Origin of the sequence: Microbaculum mangrovi (genome assembly GCF_051390635.1) — a bacterium.
In the GTDB taxonomy this organism is placed as follows: Bacteria; Pseudomonadota; Alphaproteobacteria; order Rhizobiales; family Tepidamorphaceae; genus Microbaculum.
Genome location: NZ_JBPODT010000002.1, coordinates 770,646 through 794,778, shown reverse-complemented (window position 1 = coordinate 794,778; position 24,133 = coordinate 770,646). Strand labels below are relative to the sequence as shown.

The window sequence follows — 24,133 nt, the reverse complement described above, 5'->3', positions numbered from 1 at the left end:
CGAAGCATTGTGATCAAGACCGTTTCAGTTGTTGAGTGTGGATAACGGCTCCAGGACCGACCCGATATCTTCGCTGACAACGAGATCAGCGTAAGGGTCCAGGTCGGTTGCTTCACGGTTGAGGATGACGAGCCGCGCGCCGTTTCGTTTCGCCATCAGTGGAAAACCCGCCGCCGGATAGACGACCAGCGACGACCCGATCGCCAGAAACAGATCGCAGTCCTCCGTCGCGGCTTCGGCGCGCAGCATCTCCTCCTGCGGCATCGCCTGACCGAAGGAGACGGTCGCCGTCTTGACGATGCCGCCGCAGGCGCGGCATCCGGGCGCTTCGCCCGTCGCCTCGAACGCCATGCGGATGTCGTCGATCTCGTGACGCAGGCCACAGTCGAGGCAATGGGCGTAGGTCGCGTTGCCGTGCAGCTCGATGACGCGGTTCTCCGGCACGCCGGACATCTGATGCAGATTGTCGATGTTCTGCGTGATGACGTGCCGGACCTTTCCGATCCGCACCAGATGCGCGATCGCGTTGTGGCCGCGGCCCGGACGCGCGGCGCGGAAGGCCGGCTCCATGGCGAACTTGCGCCGCCATGCTTCGGCGCGCATCTGCGCCGACGACATGTAGTCCTGGAATTCGATCGGGCGGTATTTCGTCCACAGGCCGCCGGGGCTGCGGAAATCCGGAATACCGCATTCGGTGGAGATGCCGGCCCCCGTGAACACGACGACGCGTTCGGCGTCGCGCACCATGCGGATGAGCGCCTTGGCCGGCGGTTCGAGATTGTCCATCAGTCCCATCGCTTCCGTCCAACTGATTTGCCCGCCGGGGGGCTTGGCTCTGCGGGTCTTGGCTCTGCGGGTCTTGGCTCTACGGGTCTTGGCTCCGGGCAGGCCCCGCCTTAGTTTGCCCGTCGAACGCTCGGGACGAAAGATGCCCGCGCCCCGCCCGAAAGCCCAGGGAGGCTCAACGTGAAATTCCTTCACACCATGGTCCGCGTCACCGACGTCGACGATTCGCTCGACTTCTATTGCAACAAGCTCGGCATGGTCGAGGTGACCCGCAACGACTATCCCGAGGGTCGCTTCACGCTGATCTTCCTGGCCGCCCCCGAGGACGTGGAGCGGGCGCGGGACGAACGCGCGCCGATGCTGGAGCTCACCTTCAACTGGGATCCCGAATCCTACGACGAGGGGCGCAACTTCGGTCACCTCGCCTTCGTCGTCGACGATATCTATGCGACCTGCGAGAAGCTGATGGCCGCCGGCGTCACCATCAACCGTCCGCCGCGCGACGGCCGGATGGCGTTCGTGCGCTCGCCGGACAATATCTCTATCGAGCTACTGCAAAAAGGCGAGGCATTGCCGAAAGCAGAGCCCTGGGCGTCGATGCCAAATACCGGCAAGTGGTGAACTTTTCCCTTTAGGCCGACACCCTGTTGCAGGCGGCGCAAATCCCTTCTATATCCGTCCCGGCGCTGCTCCCTTCGTCTATCGGTTAGGACGCCAGATTTTCAATCTGGAAAGAGGGGTTCGACTCCCCTAGGGAGCGCCACACTTTTCGGCAAGGTTAGATACCCATCCGGCGGAAGGTTAGACACGTCACCCGCATTTCGAGTTGCGCGTTCGATGACGCGGACAAGATCGGGATGGGCTCCTTTCAGGCGCGCCCCTCAAGCGCCTGTAAAGCGCTGCAATCGCGAATTGCAGCCCGTGACTCCGGGCACTAAGCTCTGTACGCCATGACATCACCCGGCACCGCCCGTCCACGCATCGAAGGTCTGACGGGACTGCGCTTCATCGCCGCCGCGATGATCGTGGTCCACCATCTGCAAGGCCTGCTCTGGATCGAGAAAGGCGCCCTGTCCGCCGTCAATCTCGGGAACGGCGTGTCTTTCTTCTTCTGCCTGTCTGGCTTCATCCTGCACTATAATTACCGGGACAAGATCGCCGCCATTCCATACTGGCGCTTCGTGGCCCGCCGCTTCTTTCGGCTGTGGCCGGCACACGTGACGGTGCTCGCCCTTGCGGCGCTCGTGTTCTATCCGAACGTCATGGCCAACATGCTGAAATCCATCGGCTGGCCGGGCATCGCTGCCGTCGCCCTTTTGCAGCAATCCTGGGTCCCGAACATGACCGTCTATTACGCATGGAACGGGCCGTCGTGGTCGATCTCCACCGAACTGGTGTTCTATGTCTTCTTCCCGCTGCTGAGTGTCTGGATGGCACGGCGGGCGGGCGCGACGTTCATGGTCGTCCTAGCCGTCGTGGCGGCGTGGCTGGTTTTTGCACAGCTCGTGCTTTTCGACCCGAGCATCCGAGGCAACGCCCACGGCCTTGGCGCGATTAATCCAATACCGCGCCTGTACGAGTTCGCCGCCGGCATCCTGCTCTGCGAGGTGCTGATCAGAACGCGGGCTCTTGGGCCGGGTTCCGGAGGAACGGCGCGCTGGACCGCTTACGAGGTCGCCGCCGTGGTGGCTGTGGCCGGACTGCTGGTCGTCACTCGGTCCATCATGATCGACATCCACAACCAAATCTGGCCAGTCGTCTGGTCGTGGCTCGGTGCCTCCATCATGGCGCCGGCGTTCTGTGGCCTGATCGTGATCATCGCGCGCGGACACGGGCACCTGTCCCGCTTCCTGTCGAGTGCGCCGATGGTTTGGCTCGGCAACGTCTCCTTCGCCGCCTATCTCACGCATCAGCCACTGATAACGTTCTTTCGGCGGAACGGCATCGCCGATCTACCCGCCCCGCTGGGCGTGTCATCTATGTCGCGGCGGTGCTGGCCCTGTCCGGCCTGATCTATCACGCGGTGGAGAGACCGGGCATTCGGCTGTCCAGCCGGTTTCTCGCGAAGCGGCCCGCCTATCGGGGCGCGCCCGAACCCGCGAGTTAGACGGGAAAACTCTCTCCGCGAGAGGCTGACCGGCATCGAGAGCATGCTGCAGCTACCTTAGCTAGAATGATCCGACGTGCCGCGAAGGCCTGGCTGAACGGTCAAAGCCGCCCTGCCCCCGACCGCCTTTGGCGTCGGCGCGGCCAAGACGGTCAGTCGCCGACGGAATGCAGTTCCGGAACCCTGGTCGCGTCGTTCCAGTAGGATCCTTCCTTCCGGTCGATGTGCAACTTCAGGATTTCCAGAGCCCGGTCGGTGTCCCGATCCTTCACGGCCTCCACCAGATCCAGGTGCTCGCGATAGGATTTCGCCAGGTGGTCCGGGTGCCGCCCCAACCGGTTTCGCAGGGCCGCCATTTTCGGCGCTATGGTCTGGTACGCGTCGTTCAGGAACCGGTTGCCGGAGCAATTCAGCAGGTGCTGGTGGAACTCGGTATCCAGCGCGAGGTACAGCGAGACATCGTCACGCCTGCGCGCGTCCGTCATGCGCGTCGCGCAATCCAGCAGACTGGCGTAGAGCCGCTCCGGATTCGTCTGGATCGCGGCGGCCATCGCCGTGGTCTCGAGACAGACACGCGCGTCGCAAAGCTTGGCCAGCTCGTCCGGCTCGAGGCAGAAGACGAAGGTGCCGCGCTGCGGCCTGACGGTCAGGAGCCCCTCGATCTCGAGGCGGTTGATCGCTTCGCGTACCGGGGTTCGGCTGACCTTGAGATCATTGGCGATACGAACCTCGGACAGGTGACTGCCGAGATCCAGTTCACCTTTGACGATCCAGTCCCGAAGGGTTTCGGTCACCAGTTCCGTCAGCGATTTCGGGCGATCTAACGACTTCATGGCTCGTTCCTTTCGCCGGCGCGCGGGCACCTTGGCCAACGCGCAGGGTGACGCGTAGCACATATAGGTTCGCGTTGACAGGTGGCATACTGTATGCCAGTTTTTGCTCAACGAACAAGAATGCACTGTGGGAGGAGTGGCGTTGCGCGCCCTTGAGAGCTGGATCGTCGCGCTGAATCGGGCCCTGGTCGCGATCGTTCTGGCGATGGTCTTCGCGATCGTTTTCATCAACGTGGTCGGCCGCTACGGCTTCAACATGTCCTTTGCTTGGGCTGAGGAAGTCGCACGGCACCTGATGATCCTCGGCGCCTTCAGCGGTGCGGGGCTGGCGTTGCGCGAAGGCCGCCTGGTGGCCATCGATACCCTGCCGATCATGCTTCCACGCCGATACGAGCTCGCGCTGCGCTGGGCGATCGTCGCGGTGATGTTCATCTTCATGGGCGTAATGGGCTGGCTCGGAATCCGGTTCGTCGAATTCGGCTGGGACAAGGAGACGATGTCGACCGGCATCTCGCGCGGGATCCCCTACCTCGCGATCCCGATCGGATGCGCGCTCTTCCTCGTCCAGCTCGCGTTCTTCGCCAAGCGTTTCGTCGCGCAGGACTTCGAAATTCAGGCCGGTGTCGCGTCGGTCGAATAGGTGTCCTGAGCCGTGGCCAATACCCTCATCCTGTTGTTTTTCGCGACCCTGTTTCTGGGTGTCCCGGTGGCGTTCACGATGGGGATCGCCGGCATTACCGCGGTCCTGATCGACGGGTCTGTGAACCCGCTGATCGCGACACAGCGCATGTTCGCCGGGATCGACAGCTTCCCGCTCATGGCGGTGCCGTTCTTCATCCTCGCATCGGAGCTGATGACGGCATGCGGCCTGACCAACGCACTGCTGCGGTTCGCCAACGCCCTAGTCGGCCACCTGCGCGGCGGGCTCGGGCACGTCAACATCCTGGTCTCGATGCTGTTTGCCGGCATCAGCGGATCGGCCCTCGCCGACGCGGCGGGACCGTCGGCGATCGTGATGCGGATGATGCGCCAGGCGGGCTACGACAAGAACTATGCCGGAGCGTTGTCCGCGGCCACCGCAACCATCGGCCCCATCATCCCGCCTTCGATCCTGGCCGTGATCTTCGCCATTTCCACGAACGGCGTGACGGTCGCAGGTCTGTTCCTGGCGGGAATCGTTCCGGGCGTTCTGCTTGGGCTGAGCCTGGCGATCGCCAACCACATCGTATCGACCCGGTACGGCTATCGCGGCCGCGAAACCCGCGCCGATTTCGCCGAACTGCGCGACGCCACGCTGGCCGCCCTGCCCGCGATCATCATGCCCGCGATCATCCTGGGCGGCATCCTGCTCGGCATCTTCACGCCGACCGAAGCCGGGGCGGTCGCATCGGCCTACGCACTGCTGCTGGGGCTGGTCTCGCGCGGCTTCACCCTGGGAGGGCTGTACGACGCCTTCGCGCGCGCAGCGGTCGTCACCGCATCGGTCTTCCTGATCGTCGCGATGGCATCGATCTTCGCCTGGCTGCTGACCTATCTCCAGATTCCCCAGGAACTGGCAAAGGCGATTACCGGCTTCACCGACGCGAAGATCGGCATCCTGCTCATTCTGGCCGGCTTCGCTCTCGTCTGCGGCTTCTTCATCGACACCCTGCCCGCGCTGATCATCCTGACGCCGGTCCTCGGCCCCATCGCCTATTCCGCGGGGATCGACCCGCTGCAGTTCGGGATGATGCTCGTCCTGAACCTCACCATCGGCATGATCACGCCGCCTGTAGGACCGGTTCTCTTCGTCATCGCGGCAGTCGGCAAGCTCCGGATCGAGGCGCTGTCAAAGGCCGTGCTGCCGCTGCTTTTCGCCGAACTCATCGTGTTGATGCTGGTCATCCTCGTGCCCGGCATCAGCACCTTCGTGCCGAACCTGTTCGGCTTCGCCAACTGAACTGAAAGGGAGGATTGTTATGAAACACACGTCAAAAATCCTTATGGCAACCGCCGCGATCGGCCTGATCGCAGGCACGTCGGCTGCCTTCTCGAAAGACCTCAAATACGCGCATTTCCAGTCCGCGGACCTGAGCTCGCCGAAGCACGCGGCCGCGCTGGCCTTCGAGAGCTGCGTCGAGGGCAAGACGTCGGGTTCGATTGACGTCCAGATTTTCCCCGCTTCCCAGCTCGGCGGCGGCTCGGAGATCATGGAAGGCCTGCAACTCGGAACCGTCCAGATGGCCGCCGTCCACGACGGCCCGATCTCGGCGGTCTACAAGCCGTTCTCGGTCCTCGCCATCCCGTACATCTTCGACGATCAGGCGATGGCCTGGTCGGTCATGGATGGCGAGTTCGGCGACGCCATGGCCGAAGACATGCTGGCCAAGACCGGCATCCGCATGTTCGGCGTGGCCGACAACGGGGTGCGCAACTTCACCAACAACGTGCGCCCCGTGGCCGAGCCCAAGGACATGGAAGGCCTGAAGATGCGCGTCATGACGGCCCCGGTCTGGGTGACGCTCGTCGAAAGCCTCGGCGCGTCGGCCACCCCGGTGCCGTGGCCGGAACTGCCCGGCGCGCTGCAGCAAGGCGTGGTCGACGGCCAGGAGAACGGCGTGACCAACATCGTCAACGCGTCCCTGTACCAGCACCAGAAATACGTCTCGCTCGATGGCCACGTGTTCAGCTGGCACGCGTATCTGATGTCCGAGGATTTCTTTCAGGGCCTCAGCGACGCCGAGAAGACGGCCGTCAGCCAGTGCGTTGAGATTGCCAAGACGATCCACCGCGGCATGACCGCGGCACAGGATGCCAACGCCACGGCGATCCTGTCCGAAAAGGGCATGGAGGTCGTTCCGGTCAGCCCCGAGCAGAAAGCCAAGTTCCGCGCCGCGGCACAGCCCAAGGTGCGTGAATTCGTCGTCAGTGAAATCGGCGCCGAATGGCCCGATCGCCTGGATGCGGCGGTCGAGGCTTATCGGAACCAGTAAGCAGGAGCAGCGAGTCCACGTCATGCCGACTCGAACGGTCGCCGTTCTGGAGCCGGGCTACGCCACCTACGACACCGAGCGGACCATCCTGTCGGAGCAGGATGTCCGGGTCGTCCCGGTGGGTGTCGGCAGCGACGCGGTCTCCGCCTTGCGGGAGCTCGATCCGGTGGCGGTCATGGTGCGCGAGCGCCCCGTGACCGCCGCCGAGTTCGATAGCTGCCCGAGCCTAAAGGTCGTCGTCCGCTACGGGGTGGGCGTCGACAATATCGATCTGGACTGTGCGTCGAGCCGGGGCATCTACGTGGCGAACATCCCCGACTACGGCGCGGACAACGAGGTCAGCGAGCATGCCCTGGCGCTGTATCTGTCGGTCCAGCGCCGCATCCCGGGACGGGACCGGGACGTGCGTCTCGGCAAGTGGGGCATCGGACAACGCGAAACAATTCCGAGCCGCGAAAACTCGATATTGGGCCTCATCGGCTGCGGCCGCATCGGTCTGGCCACGGCCAGGAAGTTCCGGGCCCTCGGCTTCGGGCGCGTCCTGGCTTTCGATCCGCATCTGAGCTCGGCGCACGCGGCGTCCGCCGATGTCGACCTCGTGGACCTCGACACGCTGTGCAGGCTGGCCGATGTCGTCAGCCTCCACGCGCCTCTGACCGCAGACACCCGCCACATCCTGAACGCGGGGAACATAGCGCTGATGAAACCCCAGTCCGTCGTCGTGAACGTTTCCCGCGGCGGACTGGTCGACGAGGCCGCCCTCGCCGCCGCATTGCACGAAGGCCGGGTTTTCGGCGCCGGCATAGACGTGTTCGAATCCGAGCCCGTCTCGCCGGACAATCCTCTGCTTTCCGCACCCAACACGGTGATTACCGACCACACCGCCTGGTACTCGGAACGCTCCGTCGCGGTGCTCCAGACGAACGCCGCCAGTGAAGTGAAGCGCGTGTTGACCGGAGATCCGCCGATGAGCTGGGTGAACCGATGGTAGATCGTTTCATCGACAGATTGCGGGCCGCGCGCGTCGTGCCCGTCATCCGCCATGACGACCCCGGGATTGCCGAGCAGGCATGCGGCCTGTTGGCGGCGGAAGGCGTCTCCATACTCGAGATAACGATGACCGTGCCCGGCGCGATCGCGCTGATCGCCACCCTGCGCGATCGGTTCCCGAGTGCCTGCATCGGCGCCGGCACCGTGCTTTCGGCGCACGACGCGGACGCCGCCATCGGCGCAGGCGCCGCGTTCCTGGTTTCGCCTTGCTGGAGCGATGCCGCGGCCAGATCGGCCCTGGAGGGCGGCATCCCATATCTTCCAGGCGCCATGACGCCCGGCGAGATCCTTCATCACGCCGAAGCCGGAGCAACGGTGGTCAAGGTCTTTCCGGCTGACGCGGCGGGCGGACCGGGATTCCTGAAGGCCGTTCGCGCGGTGTTCCCGCACATCCCTCTCATGCCGACGGGCGGCGTCTCCCCCGAGACCGCCCAGGCCTACCTGGACGCCGGCGCAATCTGCGTGGGCATAGGCGGAAACCTGCTACCGGCGAAGGCACTCGAAGCGGGACGCATCGACGAAGCGCGCGAGCAGATCCGAGCCGCCTTGTCCGCCATTCAACTTTTTCAAGCCTGAAATAAAGAGGACACTGACATGACCCTAGACGAACTCGTCGCCGGATTCCGTAAAGTCGCGACCGCTTCGGTCGCCGACGCCGTTGACAAGGTGGCCGGCAAATCCGGTCTTCTCAGTCACGAGATCCGCCCGCGCATCAACGAAAACAAGATCGTAGGCCCGGCCGTTACGGTCCTGGAAGGGCCCACCGACGAGTTCGTGCCGCCGCAGCACGCACTGGACGCGATCGACGAGGCGGACGCGGGGTCCGTCATCGTGATCTCGACCAACGGCAAGGTCGACGTGGCGATCTGGGGCGGCCTGATGGCCGCCGGCGCTGTCGCCAACAAACACGAGGCGGCGGTGCTCGACGGGGGCATCCGCGATATCGTCGAGATCCGGCGCGACTACGATTTCCCGATCTATTCGCGGACAGTGTGCCCCGGCACGACGCTGGGTCGCGCCAAGACACTGGCTTCGAACATCGAAGTCGACATGGGCGGGGTGATCGTCCATCCCGGCGATATCATCGTCGGCGACATCGACGGCGTCGTCGTCGTTCCCCGCCAGCACGCCGAGGCCGTCCTCGAGATGGCGCAGGAGATCGACATGCGCGAAGCCGAGCAGGCCAAGCTGATCATCGAAAGCAAGTCGCTGCGCGACGGTCTGGCCCGGTACGGCCGGATCTAAGGCCGGATCTAAGAATGCCGTTGCCGTCCGCGCATCCGTCAACGAGGGGACACGTCCGATGACACCCGACATTCTCTGCCTCGGCGAACCAATGCTGGAATTCAACCAGAAGCCGGACGGCAACTATCTGCCCGGGCACGGCGGCGATACATCCAACTGTGCGATCGCCGCCGCACGGCTGGGGGCGCGTGTCGGCTACATCACCCATGTCGGCGCCGACACCTTCGGCAACTCGTTCATGGCTCTGTGGCGGACGGAGGGCGTGGACACCACGACCGTCAGGCAGGTGTCCGACGCCCACACCGGCATCTACTTCGTCACGCACGGACCCGACGGGCACGAGTTCAGCTACTTCCGCGCCGGCTCGGCATCCAGCCGCATGGGTCCCGACGACCTTCCGGTCGATGCGCTCAAGGCCGCCAGGATCCTGCACGTCTCGGGTATCAGCCAGGCGATCTCTACGACGGCGGCCGACGCGGTGTTCTCGGCGATCGAGATCGTCAAGGCGGCAGGCGGCAGGGTTTCCTACGATACCAACCTGCGCCTCAAGCTATGGCCGATCGAACGGGCCCGGGCGGTGACGCATGCGGCCATGGCCCGCGCCGACATCGCCCTCCCCGGGCTGGAGGACGCCCGACAGCTCACGGGGCTGGAGGATCCCGACGCCATCGCCGACTTCTATCTCGGGTTGGGCTGCGGGGTTGTCGCCCTGACACTCGGCCCGGAGGGCACGCTGATCGCGACCGCCGAAGAACGCCGGCGGATCGGCGGGCGACGGGTCGTTGCCGTCGACGCCACCGCGGCGGGCGATGCCTTCGACGGCGCCTTCCTGTCCCGGGTCGTCGCGGGAGACGATCCGTTCACCGCCGCCCGCTTCGCGAACGCCGCGGCCGCATTGTCCACCCTCGGCTATGGCGCCGTGGCGCCAATGCCCCGCAAGGACGCCGTCGATGCCTTTCTGCAGGAACAGGACTGACCATTGAAACACGCAGTCATCATCGGCGGCACCCGCGGCATCGGTGCGGGGATCGCCGACGTTCTGGCCGGCAAGGACTGGTCGATTACCGCGACAGGCGTCGGACGCGAGGAAGTGGAAACCTACGCGGCCGACCATCCCGGAACGCGCTGCGCCGTACTGGATGTTCGTGACACGGCTGCGGTGAACCGTTTCTTTGCCGGAATCGACCGGCTCGACGCCCTCGTCAACTGTGCCGGCATCCTGGCGCGCGGTGCCGAATACGAGATCGACGTGTTCGAGACCGTGATCGACATCAATCTGACCGGGACCATGAGGACCTGCCTCGCGGCGCAGCCACTGCTTTCGGCTTCCAAAGGCGCGATCGTCAATACGGCGTCCATGCTGAGCTACTTCGGGGGACCGCTCGTCCCGGCGTATTCCGCCTCCAAGGGCGGTGTCGCGCAACTCACGAAGGCACTTGCCGGAAAGTGGGCGAGCGAGGGCATACGCGTGAATGCGGTCGCACCCGGCTGGATCGAGACCGAGATGACGGAGGCGTTGCGCGCCGATCCGGCACGCAACAAACCGATACTTGAACGTACACCCATGGACCGCTGGGGACGGCCGGCCGAGGTCGGAGCATTGGTCGCGTGGCTCCTGTCGAACGATGCTTCGTTCGTCACCGGCGCCGTGTACCCCGTCGACGGCGGCTATTCCGCGATGTGAGGAGAACACCATGCCCGTCGAAACGTCTGACACCAATCCCCGAACGCCCTACCAACTGCCCTTCCCCCAGGACGCGCAGGACGAGATCGTCATTCCCGACGCGATCGCGGAGGACGAGCGGATCTGGGTTCCACAGGCCGAAAACGTGTCTTTCCGACCGCTCTGCCTTAACCGCTCGCAAGGGTACTGGATGAACCTGCTGCGCGTGCGCAAGTCGGGCGTCCTGTCGCGACACCGGCATCCGCAGCCCGTTCACGGGTTTGTCCTGAAGGGACGCTGGTACTACCTCGAACACGATTGGGAAGCGCGAGAGGGCGGCTACGTCTTCGAGCCCCCCGGTGAGACGCACACGCTCGTCGTGCCCGACGATGTCGAGGAGATGATCACCTACTTCCAAGTGAACGGCGTCATGCTCTACGTCGACCCCTATGGCAAGACGATGGGATACGAGGACGTCTTCACCAAGATCGAGATGTGCCGCAAGCACTACACCGATGTCGGTCTCGGCGCGGACTACGTCGACCAGTTCATCCGCTGACCCGCACCCGCAACGGCGTCACCCGACGCCATTCAGCGTAGCAAGATGGCACTCGCCGCAGAGGGTGCGGAATTGTTCGAAGGCGACCGATCCGGACCGCCGCACCCTTTCGGCCATCGACTAATCACTTGGTAGGACACCGCGCCCCCGACATCATCGGATCAGCGAGGTGAACCGAAATCCAATACCTGGCGACGACATCGGTTCGAGGCCAATCGACTGCGGAAACTTTGGCGCAACTCCAATCCGGAATGAGGAGATCTCGGCTCAAAACGAGCACCGCAGATTTTCCCGTTTTTGCAAGTTGTTCCAAAGACTAACGGGTCTATCGACATGACGTCCGCTGGCTTCTCCGACGCACGTCCAGGCAGCCGGACATGGCTTCCAGACGAGAGCGCCCGTGCCGCTGTCGACACCTCGCGGCAATCATCAACGCGGCATGTCATCGCTCTCGCAACGTGCAGAATCGGCGGCATTCCCCGGCGCCGGCGGTTACGTTGTATTCATTTAATTCGCCATAATTCCTCGCATAATCCAGCGAATCAGTTGATTAGCCGAATAGTCTACGGCTAACAATTCGCTGATCTTGAAAGGGCGAGGAACATGGCCACGAAACCAAGGACGAAGAAGACCGCGTCGACGACTTCAAAGACCCCGGCTCGCAAGACCACCGCTACCAAGCGGGCTGCTCCGGCGAAGAAGGCTGTCGCCAGCGCGGCGAAGAAGTCGGCACCGGCAAAGAAGACAGCAGCCAAGAAGACAACCGCCACGAAGAAGACCGCCGCGACGAAGACGACTGCGACCGCGAAGAAGCCGGCTGCAACGAAGACCGCGGCGGCGAAGAAGACCGCGGCGGCGAAGGCGCCGGCCGCCAAGAAGACCACGACCGCGAAGAAGCCCGCTGCCAAGACAGCCGCCGCGAAGGCGCCCGCGGCGAAGAAGGCGACGGCTGCTAAGAAGCCGGCGACCAAGGCGACCGCTGCTAAGAAGCCGGCAGTCAGGAAGGCAGCCGCCGCGAAGAAGCCAGCCACCAAGACGACCGCTGCAAAGACGGCCGCTGCAAAGACGGCCGCGCCAAAGAAGTCCGCAGCCAAGAGAACGACCGCCAAGGCGACAACGGCCAAGGCAACGACCGCGAAGAAGACGGTCGCCAGGAAACCGGCGGCCAGGAAGCCGGCCGCCAAAAAAAAATGAGGCGTTGAACCGAACGGGTTCCCCAAAGGTCCGTTCGAAAAAGACGCGGGCGGAATCGGTTTCGGCGGCAGATCCCCTATTTGCCGCCGGCCTTGAGGTTCGCCACGCCATGTGGGGTGCCGAGGGCGGTGAAGACCAGATCAACGCGGCCAGCGATTTCGTCTGGCCGATGCAGGAGGTCGTCACCCGCTATTGCTTCGGCGAGACATGGACCCGGGACGGACTGTCGCGCAAGGCCCGCAGCATGGTGACACTCGGCATCCTGGTCGCCCAGGGTCGCCCGCACGAGCTGAAGGTCCACGTCCGAGGCGCACTCGCCAATGGGGTATCCAAGGACGAGATCGGCGAAGTGCTTCGTCATGCCATGGTCTACTGCGGCATTCCACGCGGGGTCGAAGCCTTTCGCTCCGCATCGGAAGTGCTGAAGGAACTAGGACTGGATTGACGCCATGACAGGCAAGGCACACGTCGGCTTTGTCGGCATCGGCAACATGGGTTGGCCGATGGCGGCCAATCTCGTGCGCGCGGGTCATGTGGTGACCGCTTACGACCTCGATCCGCTCAGGGCGCAAAAGTTCGCGGCCGAATTCGGCGCGACTGCTTCCGTCACGTTGAAGGACCTGGTCGACTGCGCGTTCGTCGTCACGATGCTGCCGACCGGCAAGGAGGTTCGTCACGCGTTGCTTGAGGCCGAGGGCGGCGGCGCGGCGGCTCACCTCAAGTCCGGAGCGATCGTCATCGACATGAGCTCGGCGGAGCCGGTCGATACCCGCAGGCTCGGCGACGACCTCGCCGAACTCGGGATCCGTCTCGTCGACGCGCCGGTATCCGGCGGCGTCGTCCGCGCGGAGAGCGGCACGCTGGCGATCATGATCGGCGGAGAAGCGGACGCGGTGGCCGCGGCCAGACCGGTCCTTTCGGCGATGGGCGATCGCCTTTTCGACGTCGGACCGCTCGGATGCGGCCACGCCATGAAGGCGCTCAACAACTACCTCGCCGCGACCTCCTTCGCCGCGATGAGCGAGGCGGTCCTGATCGGAGAGCGTTTCGGGCTCGATCCAAACGTGATGGCGGATATCTTCAACGTCTCGACCGGCAAGAGCTTCTGTACGGAGAACCTGTTGAAGCAGGAGATCCTGAGCGGCCGCTACGGGTCCGGCTTCGCCGCCGGGCTGTTGGCGAAGGATGTCGGGATCGCCTCGGATCTCGGCGAGCAAATCGGGATCGACGCGCCAGTGAGCCGTCTCGTTCGCGACCGCTGGGCGGAAGCCCGCGACGGCGTCGGGCCGAACGCGGACCACACCCGCGCGGCGCCGTACTGGGCCTCGAAGGCGGTGAAGGACTGATTGGCCTCGCGTTTCCGGCCTACGCCGGCGCCACCTCCTTGATGCGCGACAGGACAGCGTCCGTCACCTCGCGCACCCCCGATTGTCCGCCGATCTCCCAGGTCCTCATTCCGTTCGCGAACGTTTCGTCGACCGCCGCGCGGATAGTCGCGGCCGCGGTCGCGGCGTTCGGCTCATCATGTTGCTCGGCAAGCCATTCCAGCATCATCGCGCCCGACAGGAACATCGCCGTCGGATTTGCCCTGCCCTGCCCCGCTATGTCGGGCGCCGTGCCGTGGCAGGGCTGGAACACGGCATAGCGGTCGCCAATATCCGCCGAGGGCGCAAAGCCCATTCCGCCGATCAGGCCGGCGCCGAGATCCGACAAGATGTCGCCGAACATGTTCTCGGTGACGATGACGTCGAAGCGCCAAGGCCGGCCGACGAAATCGAGGGTCGAGGCATCGATGTAGACGTGGTCGACGGTCAGCCGCGGATGCAGCGCGACGCGCTCGTCGAAGATCTTTCGGAAGAAGGCGTAGGAGGCGAACACATTGGCCTTGTCGACGCAGGACACATGCCCCCTGCCGCCTCCGGCCATCCGCGTCTCGGCGATGCGCATCGCCGCGTCGACGACCCGTTCTGTCCCGTTTCGGGTAATAAGCAGGCGGTCTTCCGCCTCGCTGTCGTCCCGGACGGTTCCCTTGCGGTGGGAGACGAACAGGCCTTCGGTCGACTCGCGGACGACGATGAAATCGAGCTGCGATCCGCGCGGATCGGCAAGCGGCGACGGCACACCGGGGATCGAGCGGACCGGTCTGACGCCCGCATAAAGATCGAGGATCGAGCGAAGCTCGATCTGGGGGGCTATCTCGGTGCCGTCGGGATAGCGGATGTCGGGCAGGCCCGCCGCGGCAAGAAGGATAGCGTCGGCGGCGCGGGCCGCCTCAATCGATGCATCCGGCAAGGCCGTGCCGAACTGCTGATAGGTGCCGGCCCCGGCGGGCAGTATCTCGTACGCGAGGCGAATGCCGCCGACGCGGGAGACAGCGGCATCGACGACGGCCATACAGGGCTCGGTGATCTCGAGACCGATCCCGTCTCCGGGAAACACGGCTATGCGGAACTCGCGCGTCGTACTCATGACCAATGCCTTGCCTTCGTGCCGCCCCCTGTTGCGACTCCCGCGCCGGGTCCGGTCTTCGGATGAACTCAAGGCGTGCTATATCCGGCACGTGACTGCTCTTGGACGTCGCACACAACGTATTCTTTGATGTATACGCATTGCGACAGTCGGGCAATCGCGAGGTACGACGCAAGGCCCGAAACGCAAACGGGGGAACGATGCTCATTGGCGCTGTCGCCGACGACCTGACCGGCGCGACGGATCTGGCTTTGATGCTGACGGCCGGCGGAATGCGCACGATCCAGGTCATCGGGGTTCCGGACGACCCGGCATCGCTCGCCCACTATGACGCCGTGGTCGTCGCGCTGAAGTCACGTACCATTCCCGCTGCCGGGGCGATCGAAATGTCACTCACCAGCGCCAAGGCGCTTCGAGCGGCAGGTTGCCGCCAGCTGTTCTTCAAGTACTGCTCGACCTTCGACTCCACCGACCAGGGCAATATCGGACCGGTCTGCGAAGCCTTGATGGAGGTCACGGGCGCGGACCTGACGCTCGCCTGTCCGGCCTTTCCGACCAATGCCCGCACCATTTATATGGGCAACCTGTTCGTCGGCGACGTTCCGCTCGCCGAAAGCTCGATGCGCGACCATCCGCTGACGCCGATGCGCGATTCCAATCTCGTGCGTGTCCTGCGACGGCAGACGACATTGAAGGTCGGGCTGGTGCCCTTCCCCGCCGTCGACGCGGGACGCGAGGCGATTGCTTCGGCGTTCGCCGAGGCCAGGAAGCGCGGCGAGAAGATCCTCGTCGTCGACGCCATTACGGATCGGCATCTCATCGAGATCGGCGCGGCTGCAAAAGACTTCGCGCTGATCACCGGCGGGTCCGGGATCGCCCTCGGCCTGCCGCAGAACTTCGCCGCCAAGGGAACATTTTCTCCAACCGAACCGCCGGCGCGGATGGCCGCACCAACGGGCCGCGCGGCGATCCTCGCCGGGAGCTGTTCACAAGCGACGCGCGGCCAGGTACGCGCTGCGATAGAGGCTGGCATTCCCGCGCTCCGCATCGCGCCGCAGGACCTAGCCCAGGGAAGCCAGAGCGCCGCGACGATCCTGTCCTGGGCACTTCGGCAGCCCGCCGAGGCCCCTGTCCTGGTTTATTCGAGCGACGAGCCCGACGCCGTCCGCGAGGCACAGGAGGCGCTCGGCCGAGAGATTGCCGGCAACATCATCGAACGAACGCTGGCGGAGGTCGCCACCGGCCTTCGCACGAACGGATTCACAAGGCTGATCGTTGCCGGCGGCGAAACGTCGGGCGCCGTCGTCAGCGGGCTCGGCGTGGCCATGCTCGAAATCGGCCCGCAGATAGACCCGGGCGTACCGTGGACTCGCGCGATCGGAACCGACGACATGGTTCTGGCGCTGAAGTCGGGTAACTTCGGTGCCGAGGACTTCTTCATCAAGGCCTGGCAAAGGCTCAACTGAAAACAAGGAAACGCACATGACCAACAGGATCGATCTCGACGGCAAGGTCGCGGTGGTGACCGGAGGGCGGCAGGGCATCGGCGAAGCGATCGCCCGGCGCTTCGCCGAGTCCGGCGCCAGGGTAGTGATCTGGGATCGCGACGGCATTGGCGCGCAGAAGACGGCCGAGTCCATCGGCGCGCAGGCGCGCGGGATGGACGCCGAGATCACCGATATCCACGCGGTGGAGGCCGCCCGCGACAACGTGCTCGAGACAGAGGGCCAGATCGATATCCTGGTGAACAATGCCGGTATCGCGGGACCGAACGCGCTGACCTGGGACTATCCCGTCGCGGACTGGAACCAGATCATGGCGATCAACCTGACCGGCACCTTTCACTGCTGCCGGGCGATCGTCCCGGCAATGATCCGCAACAACTACGGGCGCATCGTCAACATCGCGTCGGTCGCGGGCAAGGAGGGCAACCCGAGCGCCTCGGCCTATTCGGCGTCCAAGGCGGGCGTGATCGCGCTCACCAAGTCGCTCGGCAAGGAACTCGCCGAATACGACATCTCGGTCAACTGCATAACGCCGGCCGCCGCCAAGACGCCGATCTTCGACCAGATGAGCGAAGAGCACATCGGCTACATGCTGTCGAAGATCCCGCGCCGCCGCTTCGTCATGGTCGACGAGATCGCGGCGCTCGCCGCCTTCGCAGCGTCGGCGGAATGCTCGTTCACAACCGGCGCGGTTCTCGACATATCCGGCGGCCGGGCGACCTACTGACGCCAGCCGGCGCGCATTATCGCTCTCGCGTTCGCGGCTGCGATCGGGGGCGACCGCAACGCGGGATGGCGAACGCGGCTTCGGCTAGGTTTTCACCCCGTTCGCCTCGGCGATGATCTCGGCTAGGAACGGCACATAGTCCTCGCCTCGGCCGATCGCCTCGGCATAGGCATACGTGTTCTTCGCCGCCGCGCCGATGTGGTTGGCGATGACGGCCTCATTGGCCATCGCGGCGAGGTAGCGCAGGTCCTTGTGCGCGTTCGAGAGCGTGAACTTGTGGACATCGCGGTCGCCGGTCAGCGAATACTGGATGAAGGTCTGGTAGAAACCGCAATCCATGCGGCTGCCGCGAATGACGCTGTCGAAGGTCTGGGCACTGATGCCGACCTTGCGGGCGACGGCAAGCGCCTCTGCATAGAGCGCCCCGTAGCCGAGCGACAGGAAGTTATTGAGCAGCTTCATCTTGTGGCCGTCGCCCACGGGTCCGAGATGGACGACCTTGGCCGCCCAGGCTTGGAGCACAGGCTCGATCGCGGCGAATACCTCCGGGCTGGCACCGACCATCGCCGATAGCTCGCCCGCCTCGGCCTGTGCGGGTGTGCCGCCCAGCGGCGCGTCGGCCATGGCCGCGCCCTTGGATTCCAGTTCGGCGGCAAGGGCGATGGTGGAATCCGGGATCGCCGTGGAGGTGTCGACGACGATCAGGCCGTCATGCGCTCCGGCCAGGATACCGTCGGAGCGGCGCATCAGATCCTCGATCTGCGGGCTGCCGGTCACGCACAGGAACAGGATATCGGACGCCTCGGCCATTTCCCGGGGCGTCTTCGCCTCCAATGCGCCGCGGCTCACAAGGTCCTCGACCGGCGCGCGGTTGCGGTGGCCCATCACGGTGAGCGGCCATCCCTTCTCGACGATGTTGCTGGCCATGCCGTGGCCCATGAGGCCAACGCCGATGAACCCGATACGTTTGTCGCCCATAGCTCGTCTCCCTGTCGGTTCTCCGTTCAGATGCGCGCCATCGGCCGGGCCGCCCGTCAGTCGTAGGCAGGCGTCCACATGGTTTGGTCGATGGCCTGTTCGAGTTTCTCCGGTGTCATCGGATCGGCAACGCCGTCCTGCTGCGCCTGCCTCGCGACGGCGACAGCGATGTGGCGCGACACCGTGCGGATGTCCTTCAGCGGGGGCAGCAGAGGGCCGTGCGGATCGCTCAGCGCTGGCGACACTTCCATCAGGGCCTCGGCGGCCGCCATGAACATGGTGTCGGTGACGCGCCGGGCCCCGACGGCGATGATGCCGAGCCCCATGGCCGGGAAGACGTAGCTGTTGTTGCACTGGGCGATCACGTGCGTCTCCCCCTCGTGCACGACAGGAGCGAACGGGCTGCCGGTGGCGACCACCGCCTTGCCGTCTGTCCAGGCCATCAGGTCGGCCGGCGTCGCCTCGGCGCGCGAGGTGGGATTGGACAGCGGAAAGATCACGGGCCGTTCCGCATAGCTGGCCATTTCGCGCACCACGTCCTCGGTAAAGGCGCCGGCCTGCCCGGTCGCACCGACCAGTACGGTCGGCCTGGCGTGCCGGACGACGTCGGCAAGGCCGATCGCCTGGGTGAGGTCCGTGCCCCACTCCTTCACAGCTTCGGCCTTCTGGGCGAGCGGCCTGCGGACCGCATCGAGGTCCTCGCGGGCGTCGTGCAGCAGGCCGTTGATATCCATGATGAAGAAGCGCGCAATCGCGTCTTCCTCGCTGACGCCCTTGTTCTTCAGGGCGCCGATCAATTGCCTGGTGATGCCTATGCCGGCCGAGCCGGCACCCAGCATGCCGAAACGCTGGTCCTCGAGCTTGCCACCGGCCGCCGCGATCGCCGCCAGGATCGTCCCGGTGGTGACGGCGGCCGTGCCCTGGATGTCGTCGTTGAAGGTGCACAGGTCGTTGCGGTAGCGCGCGAGGATGCGCTCGGCATCGACGGAGGCGAAGTCCTCCCATTGCAGCAGCACGTTCGGGAAGCGCGCCTTCACCGCCAGGACGAAACGGTCGACGAAATCGTCATAGTCGGCGCCCTTGATGCGCTCGTGGCGCCAGCCGATGTAGCGCGGGTCCTCCAGGCGCTCCTGGTTATTGGTGCCCAGATCAAGCAGAATCGGCAGCGTGCGGGACGGATGGATGCCGCCGCACAGGGTGTAGAGCGACAGCTTGCCGATCGGTATGCCCATGCCGCCGGCGCCCTGGTCGCCGAGCCCCAGGATGCGCTCGCCGTCGGTGACGACGATGACGTCGATGTCGCGGTCTATCTCAGCGAGGATGTCGCCCAGGACATCGCGGTGCGGATAGGACAGGAACAGACCGCGCGGACGCCGATAGATGTGGCTGAATTTCTGGCAAGCCTCGCCGACCACCGGCGTATAGACGACCGGCATCATCTCTTCGACATGCTCCAGAAGCAGGCGATAGAACAGCGTCTCGTTCTCGTCCTGGAGCTGGCGCAGGAAGATGTGCTTCTCGATCGGGCTGTCCTTCGAGGAGAACGCCTCGTAGGCACGCTCGGCCTGCTCCTCGAGCGTTTCGATGTGCGGCGGCAGCAGCCCGAGGAGGCCCCATTCGCGCCGTTCCGCCTCGGAGAAGGCCGTTCCCTTGTTGAGGAACGGATCCTCGATGCGGTCGACGCCGCGCTTTTCCGTGCCTCGATGCGATTTCCCGGATCTCATGGTGCTCTCCGTATGCCCGACGGTCCGACCATAATCAGGCTGTCCCGCGATCAATCCCGAGGCACCTTTATCCCGCTCAGGTTTTCGTAGGCTTTAAGAACCTGGGAATCGTCTTCCGACCCGGCACCCATCCCCGACGCGCCGAGAAACATCTGGTGGGCGGCGGCGGCAAGCGGCAGCGCCGCCTTCAGGTCGCGGCCAGCATCGAGCACGATGTCGAGATCCTTGACGAAGATGTCGACCGCGCTGGTGATCGGCGGATCGGATTGCAGCATGCGCGGGCCGCGGTTCCCCAGCATCCAGCTCGCCGCCGCGCCGGCCATCAGCACGTCCTGGGCGAGCCTCGGATCGAGACCGGCGCGGGCGGCAAGGCTCATCGCTTCCGCGGCGACCGCAATATGGGCACCGCACATGAGCTGGTTGACGGTCTTCATCATCGACCCGAGGCCGGGTTCCGCCCCCATGCGCCAGACCGCCTTGCCGAGAACGTCGAACACGGGCCCGGCCTTGTCGAAGGCGGCGTCCGGCCCCGACACCATGATCGACAGCGTCCCCTGCTCTGCCCCGACCACGCCGCCGGATACCGGCGCGTCGAGCAAGAGCACGCCCAGCTCGTCCAGCCGTGCGGCAAGGGACTTGGCGCACGCTGCGGGCTGCGTGCAGGAGGCGACGACAACGGCGCCCCGTTTCAGGCCGGACGCGGCCCCGCCCTCGCCGAACAGGACGGCCTCCGCCTGGTCCGCGTTGACGACCATGAGGATCAGCACGTCGGCGTCGCGCGCGGCATCCGCCGGGGTCGCCGCCGCGCGGCCGCCGGCAGCGGCCAGCGCGTCGACCGGTTCGCGCCTGACGTCACACCCGGCGACCACGTGGCCGGCGGCGACAAGGTTCCTGGCCATCGGCAGGCCCATCGCGCCCAGACCGACGAAACCGATGTTCATTGGATGCTTTCCCGTGTTGCGTGGAGGTAGGAGCGGAAGTCGGCGCTATTCCTTCACCGCGCCGGTCATCGCCGAGACGTAGTAGTTGACGAAGAACATGTAGACGATCGCGACCGGCACCGAGCCGAGCAGCGCGCCCGCCATCAGCGATCCCCAGCGATAGATGTCCCCGTCGACGAACTCGGAGATGATGGCGACCGGAACGGTCTTCTTCTCCGGGGTCGAGATGAAGGTCAGCGCGTAGATGAACTCGTTCCAGCACAGAGTGAAGGCAAAGATGCCCGCCGAGATGAGACCGGGCACGGCGAGCGGCAGAACGATCTTGGTCAGGATCTGCCAGCGGCTCGCGCCATCGATCAGGGCACATTCCTCAAGCTCGAACGGGATCGACTTGAAGTAGCCCATCAGCAGCCAGGTCGAGAATGGGATCAGGATCGTCGGATAGGTCAGGATCAACGCCCACGGCGTATCCCACAGTCCGTACTTCACGACGATCAGCGACAGCGGAATGAACAGGATCGAGGGCGGCACCAGATAGGCGAGGAAGATCGCCCCGCCGATCCACTGCGCCCCCTTGTAGCGCAGCCGCACGATCGCGTACGCCGCCAGAACGCTTGCGACGATCGACAGGAAGGTGGCGACCAGCGCGATCATCATCGTGTTCCACATCCAGCTCAGATACGGCGTCTCGAACAGGAGCTCCCAGATATGCTCAAGCGTCGGCGCGACGACCCAGTACGGGTTCACCACGTCGAGATTGACGAGTTGCTCGTTCGGTTTGATGGACGTGATGAACATCCAGTAGAACGGGAACAGCAAGACGAACACGATGATGGCGAGCGGCACGTAGATGGTGACGACCTTTCGCGGGGTCGACATCAGGTAGTCCATGCCGGTCTGGCTCATCTCCTCCGCCTTGCGCAGGCGGCGGCGGTCGCGCCAGCGGGAAACCGCGCCGCCATCGGACATCGGTTCTGTCGGGCGCTTGGAGACGGCGGTCTCAGTCATCGGCCTCTCCCTGCTGCCACTTGCGCCGCTGCAGGCCGAACCAGGACAGCATGATCGCGGCGAGCAGGAACGGGATCATCGCCGTCGAGATCGCCGCGCCCTCGCCGAGATAACCGCCGAGGATGGCACGCTGGTAGCTGAGCGTGGCCATCAGGTGGGTGGCGTTGACCGGCCCGCCACGGGTGATCGCCCAGATGAGTTGGAAATCGGTGAAGGTGAACAGCACCGAGAAGGTCATCACCACGGCGATGATCGGGGTCAGCATCGGATAGGTGATGTGGCGGAACATCTGCCAGCGGTTCGCCCCGTCGATGGTCGCCGCCTCATAGAGCGACGGTGGCACCGTCTGCAGGCCGGCGAGCAACGTGATCGCCACGAACGGCACGCCGCGCCAGATATTGGCGAAGATGACCGACCAGCGGGCGTTCCACGGATCGCCGAGAAAGTTGATGTTGGTGGTGATCAGTCCCAGCTCCTTGAGCGTCCAGGAGATGATCGAGAACTGCGGGTCGTACATCCACCAGAAGGCGATGGCCGACAGGACGGTCGGCACGATGAACGGCAGGAGCACGATCGCCCGCAGGAACGCCTTGAACGGCAGGTGGTGGTTCAGCAGGATCGCCAGATAGAGGCCGATGGCGAATTTGAAGACGCTTGCGACCGCCGTGTAGAGCAGCGTGTTGAACACCGCCAGCCAGAACACCGGGTCGTCGTAGAGCCAGGTGAAGTTCTCGAAGCCGACGAAAATACCCTCGCGGCCGATGCGCGCATCCGTCATCGACAGCCAGACGCCGAGGCCGAGCGGATAGGCGAGGAACAGGAACAGGAAGGCGGCGGTCGGCAGCATGAACCAGGCGCCGAGCCAGTCGCGGTTGGTTTTCAACCGGGACCAGGCCGACGGTTCGGCCGGTATCGTCCTCGTTCCTATTGCGGCATCCGCCATGCCGTTCCTCCCGGTGAGAAACGGGCCGGGCCTGGTGCCCGGCCCGCACGACTCGTCAGCGGTAGATACGCTTCGCCTGGCGCTCGGCCTGGGCGATGGCGTCATCCACGCTCATGTTGCCCGTCGCCGCGTTGGCGAACATGTCGAGCACGATGAACTCGGCGAGGGCCGAGGCGGCCTTCTCGCCGACGGAGCCTTCGTAGCCGGCCGTCAGCGTGTCCCGGGCCGCGTCGCGGAACACCGTCAGCTTTGGATCATCGGTGAAGACGGAGTTCGCCTCATACTTCTCCAGCGGAGGCGTCAGATAGGCGACGGCGGCCTGCAGCCACATGTCGTACTGCGCCGGCTGGAACAGGTATTCGATAAAGCCCTTCGCGGCATTCGGGTATTTCGAATACTTGAAGATCATCATCGGGTAGGCGATGTGGAATTCGGTCGGCTTGCCGACCGGGCCGACCGGCCATTTGGCATGGTTCATGTCGGCCGCGATTTCGGGCGCGTCCTTCTTGGCCGCCGGATAGATCGACGGGCCGTTGTTGGTCATGCTGACCTCGCCGGACATGAACGCCTTGTTGTTATTGGAGTCGTTCCACGCGGCGACGCCCGGGGCCATATAGCCGTAGAGCTCCTTGACGTACTCGACCGCGGCCTTGGTCTCCGGCGAGTTGATGATCACCTCGTCGTTCTCGTCGACCAACGAACCGCCGAAGGACCACAGCGCCCAGTGCACCCAGGCGTTGCCGTCGCCCGTCGCGTGGCCGAGCGCCATGCCGAGCGGGGTGCCCTGCTCCTTCAGCGCCTTCGCCAGCTCCATGAACTCAGCCGTCGTCTTCGGCGGCTCCTTGAAGCCGGCCTTCTCGACCGCCGAGATGCGATAGTTGATGTAATTGCCGTTGTAGGCGATCGGGATGTCGATCCACTCGCTGGTGCCGGCCTTCGTGCCATACTTCACCGCCGAGGGCACCCACGGGCCGTATTTTCCGGCCAGATAGTCGGCCAGGTCGGTCACGTCGACGAGCTTGTCGGGGAACAGGTGCGGCAACGAATAGAGGCCCCAGACCATGTCCGGGCCCTGGTTCACGTTGGCCGCGACCGACGCCTTGGGCTGAACATCGTCGAGGGACTCGTTCTGCACGTTGACGGTAATCCCGCAGTCCTTCTGGAAGTTCTCGACGATCTTCATGAAGGCGTCTTCTTCGGCCTGGATGAAGCGTTTCCAGCGAAGCAGCGTCAGCTCGGCGCCGTCTTCGGGCTTGAACTGAAGCTCGCAGGCGGCGAGCGCCGGGCTCGACCCGGCAAGCGTCCCGGCGACGAGCAGTCCGGCGAGGGCAACGCCGCCCCCAAGCAGTCTGAACTTGCTTTTCATGGACATCAATTTCCTCCCGGTTCTGGCTTTCATCTCCAAGCCTCCCGTTCCGTCGTTGCGGCG

Annotated in this window: 25 protein-coding genes and 1 tRNA gene; 16 read left to right on the top strand and 10 right to left on the bottom strand. The window is 64.8% G+C overall.

The window, feature by feature from the left end; translation table 11 throughout:
- Window positions 1-24: 24 nt before the first annotated feature.
- A complete protein-coding gene (locus ACSF9G_RS10200; protein ID WP_436641148.1) occupies window positions 25-795 on the bottom strand; it encodes an SIR2 family NAD-dependent protein deacylase in 771 nt (256 codons plus the stop codon).
- Between the two features lie 171 nt (window positions 796-966).
- Between ACSF9G_RS10200 and gloA the strand changes: the two genes are divergently transcribed.
- The 3 genes from gloA to ACSF9G_RS10185 all read left to right on the top strand — a co-directional run bounded on the left by gloA (window position 967) and on the right by ACSF9G_RS10185 (window position 2,798).
- The gene (gloA, locus tag ACSF9G_RS10195; protein ID WP_436641146.1) at window positions 967-1,407 is read left to right on the top strand and encodes a lactoylglutathione lyase; all 441 of its coding nucleotides are present in this window, start codon (window positions 967-969) and stop codon (window positions 1,405-1,407) included.
- A gap of 67 nt (window positions 1,408-1,474) precedes the next feature.
- A tRNA-Glu gene (locus ACSF9G_RS10190) sits at window positions 1,475-1,549 on the top strand.
- A gap of 187 nt (window positions 1,550-1,736) precedes the next feature.
- The gene (locus ACSF9G_RS10185; RefSeq protein ID WP_436641145.1) at window positions 1,737-2,798 is read left to right on the top strand and encodes an acyltransferase family protein; all 1,062 of its coding nucleotides are present in this window, start codon (window positions 1,737-1,739) and stop codon (window positions 2,796-2,798) included.
- 247 nt (window positions 2,799-3,045) lie between these two features.
- Here ACSF9G_RS10185 and ACSF9G_RS10180 read toward each other — a convergent pair whose 3' ends face one another.
- Entirely contained in the window at window positions 3,046-3,726 is a 681-nt protein-coding gene (locus ACSF9G_RS10180; RefSeq protein ID WP_436641144.1) for a GntR family transcriptional regulator, read from the bottom strand.
- Window positions 3,727-3,868: 142 nt separating this feature from the next.
- Here ACSF9G_RS10180 and ACSF9G_RS10175 point away from each other — a divergent pair, with 142 nt between their 5' ends.
- From ACSF9G_RS10175 to ACSF9G_RS10135, 9 genes are read left to right on the top strand one after another with little or no spacing between them, the layout of a single operon-like run.
- Window positions 3,869-4,366, top strand: a complete 498-nt coding sequence (locus ACSF9G_RS10175) for a TRAP transporter small permease (RefSeq protein WP_436641139.1) — start codon at window positions 3,869-3,871, stop codon at window positions 4,364-4,366.
- Window positions 4,367-4,378: 12 nt separating this feature from the next.
- Window positions 4,379-5,665: a TRAP transporter large permease gene (locus tag ACSF9G_RS10170; protein WP_436641136.1), complete on the top strand. Its 1,287-nt coding sequence runs from the start codon at window positions 4,379-4,381 to the stop codon at window positions 5,663-5,665.
- 19 nt (window positions 5,666-5,684) lie between these two features.
- A complete protein-coding gene (locus ACSF9G_RS10165; RefSeq protein ID WP_436641134.1) occupies window positions 5,685-6,698 on the top strand; it encodes a DctP family TRAP transporter solute-binding subunit in 1,014 nt (337 codons plus the stop codon).
- Window positions 6,699-6,720: 22 nt separating this feature from the next.
- Window positions 6,721-7,689: a C-terminal binding protein gene (locus ACSF9G_RS10160; protein WP_436641132.1), complete on the top strand. Its 969-nt coding sequence runs from the start codon at window positions 6,721-6,723 to the stop codon at window positions 7,687-7,689.
- The gene (locus ACSF9G_RS10155) at window positions 7,683-8,324 is read left to right on the top strand and encodes a bifunctional 4-hydroxy-2-oxoglutarate aldolase/2-dehydro-3-deoxy-phosphogluconate aldolase (protein WP_436641130.1); all 642 of its coding nucleotides are present in this window, start codon (window positions 7,683-7,685) and stop codon (window positions 8,322-8,324) included. Before ACSF9G_RS10160 ends, ACSF9G_RS10155 begins: the two co-directional genes overlap by 7 nt.
- 18 nt (window positions 8,325-8,342) lie before the next feature.
- A complete protein-coding gene (locus tag ACSF9G_RS10150) occupies window positions 8,343-8,993 on the top strand; it encodes an RraA family protein (RefSeq protein ID WP_436641128.1) in 651 nt (216 codons plus the stop codon).
- Window positions 8,994-9,051: 58 nt separating this feature from the next.
- Window positions 9,052-9,969: a sugar kinase gene (locus ACSF9G_RS10145; protein ID WP_436641126.1), complete on the top strand. Its 918-nt coding sequence runs from the start codon at window positions 9,052-9,054 to the stop codon at window positions 9,967-9,969.
- A 3-nt stretch (window positions 9,970-9,972) separates the two neighbouring features.
- A complete protein-coding gene (locus tag ACSF9G_RS10140; RefSeq protein WP_436641124.1) occupies window positions 9,973-10,677 on the top strand; it encodes an SDR family NAD(P)-dependent oxidoreductase in 705 nt (234 codons plus the stop codon).
- A gap of 10 nt (window positions 10,678-10,687) precedes the next feature.
- Window positions 10,688-11,215 carry a 2,4'-dihydroxyacetophenone dioxygenase family protein gene (locus tag ACSF9G_RS10135; protein WP_436641122.1) on the top strand — a complete coding sequence of 176 codons (528 nt, stop codon included), beginning with the start codon at window positions 10,688-10,690 and terminating at the stop codon, window positions 11,213-11,215.
- A 569-nt stretch (window positions 11,216-11,784) separates the two neighbouring features.
- Here the strand turns inward: ACSF9G_RS10135 and ACSF9G_RS10130 are convergent.
- Entirely contained in the window at window positions 11,785-12,399 is a 615-nt protein-coding gene (locus ACSF9G_RS10130) for a hypothetical protein (protein WP_436641120.1), read from the bottom strand.
- A gap of 119 nt (window positions 12,400-12,518) precedes the next feature.
- Here ACSF9G_RS10130 and ACSF9G_RS10125 point away from each other — a divergent pair, with 119 nt between their 5' ends.
- Complete coding sequence (locus ACSF9G_RS10125; RefSeq protein WP_436641118.1) at window positions 12,519-12,854, top strand: carboxymuconolactone decarboxylase family protein; 336 nt, start codon at window positions 12,519-12,521, stop codon at window positions 12,852-12,854.
- 4 nt (window positions 12,855-12,858) lie between these two features.
- Entirely contained in the window at window positions 12,859-13,755 is an 897-nt protein-coding gene (locus ACSF9G_RS10120; protein WP_436641116.1) for an NAD(P)-dependent oxidoreductase, read from the top strand.
- A gap of 19 nt (window positions 13,756-13,774) precedes the next feature.
- On the opposite strand, the gene ACSF9G_RS10115 is transcribed toward ACSF9G_RS10120, so the two are convergent.
- On the bottom strand, window positions 13,775-14,878 hold the full coding sequence (locus ACSF9G_RS10115; RefSeq protein WP_436641114.1) for an isocitrate/isopropylmalate dehydrogenase family protein: 1,104 nt from the start codon (window positions 14,876-14,878) through the stop codon (window positions 13,775-13,777).
- 200 nt (window positions 14,879-15,078) lie between these two features.
- Between ACSF9G_RS10115 and otnK the strand changes: the two genes are divergently transcribed.
- Together otnK and ACSF9G_RS10105 are read left to right on the top strand one after the other, a co-directional pair.
- A complete protein-coding gene (gene otnK / locus ACSF9G_RS10110) occupies window positions 15,079-16,344 on the top strand; it encodes a 3-oxo-tetronate kinase (RefSeq protein ID WP_436641112.1) in 1,266 nt (421 codons plus the stop codon).
- A 16-nt stretch (window positions 16,345-16,360) separates the two neighbouring features.
- Entirely contained in the window at window positions 16,361-17,110 is a 750-nt protein-coding gene (locus ACSF9G_RS10105) for an SDR family NAD(P)-dependent oxidoreductase (protein ID WP_261616673.1), read from the top strand.
- A gap of 84 nt (window positions 17,111-17,194) precedes the next feature.
- Here the strand turns inward: ACSF9G_RS10105 and ACSF9G_RS10100 are convergent, their stop codons facing one another.
- From ACSF9G_RS10100 to ACSF9G_RS10075, 6 genes are all read right to left on the bottom strand, one after another.
- Window positions 17,195-18,088: an NAD(P)-dependent oxidoreductase gene (locus ACSF9G_RS10100; RefSeq protein WP_436641109.1), complete on the bottom strand. Its 894-nt coding sequence runs from the start codon at window positions 18,086-18,088 to the stop codon at window positions 17,195-17,197.
- Window positions 18,089-18,144: 56 nt separating this feature from the next.
- Window positions 18,145-19,812, bottom strand: a complete 1,668-nt coding sequence (locus tag ACSF9G_RS10095; RefSeq protein WP_436641107.1) for an NAD-dependent malic enzyme — start codon at window positions 19,810-19,812, stop codon at window positions 18,145-18,147.
- Between the two features lie 50 nt (window positions 19,813-19,862).
- Window positions 19,863-20,753 carry an NAD(P)-dependent oxidoreductase gene (locus ACSF9G_RS10090; protein WP_436641105.1) on the bottom strand — a complete coding sequence of 297 codons (891 nt, stop codon included), beginning with the start codon at window positions 20,751-20,753 and terminating at the stop codon, window positions 19,863-19,865.
- A 45-nt stretch (window positions 20,754-20,798) separates the two neighbouring features.
- Window positions 20,799-21,659 carry a carbohydrate ABC transporter permease gene (locus ACSF9G_RS10085; protein WP_436642108.1) on the bottom strand — a complete coding sequence of 287 codons (861 nt, stop codon included), beginning with the start codon at window positions 21,657-21,659 and terminating at the stop codon, window positions 20,799-20,801.
- A 94-nt stretch (window positions 21,660-21,753) separates the two neighbouring features.
- On the bottom strand, window positions 21,754-22,704 hold the full coding sequence (locus tag ACSF9G_RS10080) for a carbohydrate ABC transporter permease (RefSeq protein ID WP_436641103.1): 951 nt from the start codon (window positions 22,702-22,704) through the stop codon (window positions 21,754-21,756).
- Window positions 22,705-22,759: 55 nt separating this feature from the next.
- Window positions 22,760-24,076 (bottom strand): ABC transporter substrate-binding protein, encoded by a 1,317-nt coding sequence (locus ACSF9G_RS10075; RefSeq protein ID WP_436641101.1) that lies wholly within the window; start codon window positions 24,074-24,076, stop codon window positions 22,760-22,762.
- Window positions 24,077-24,133 lie beyond the last annotated feature (57 nt).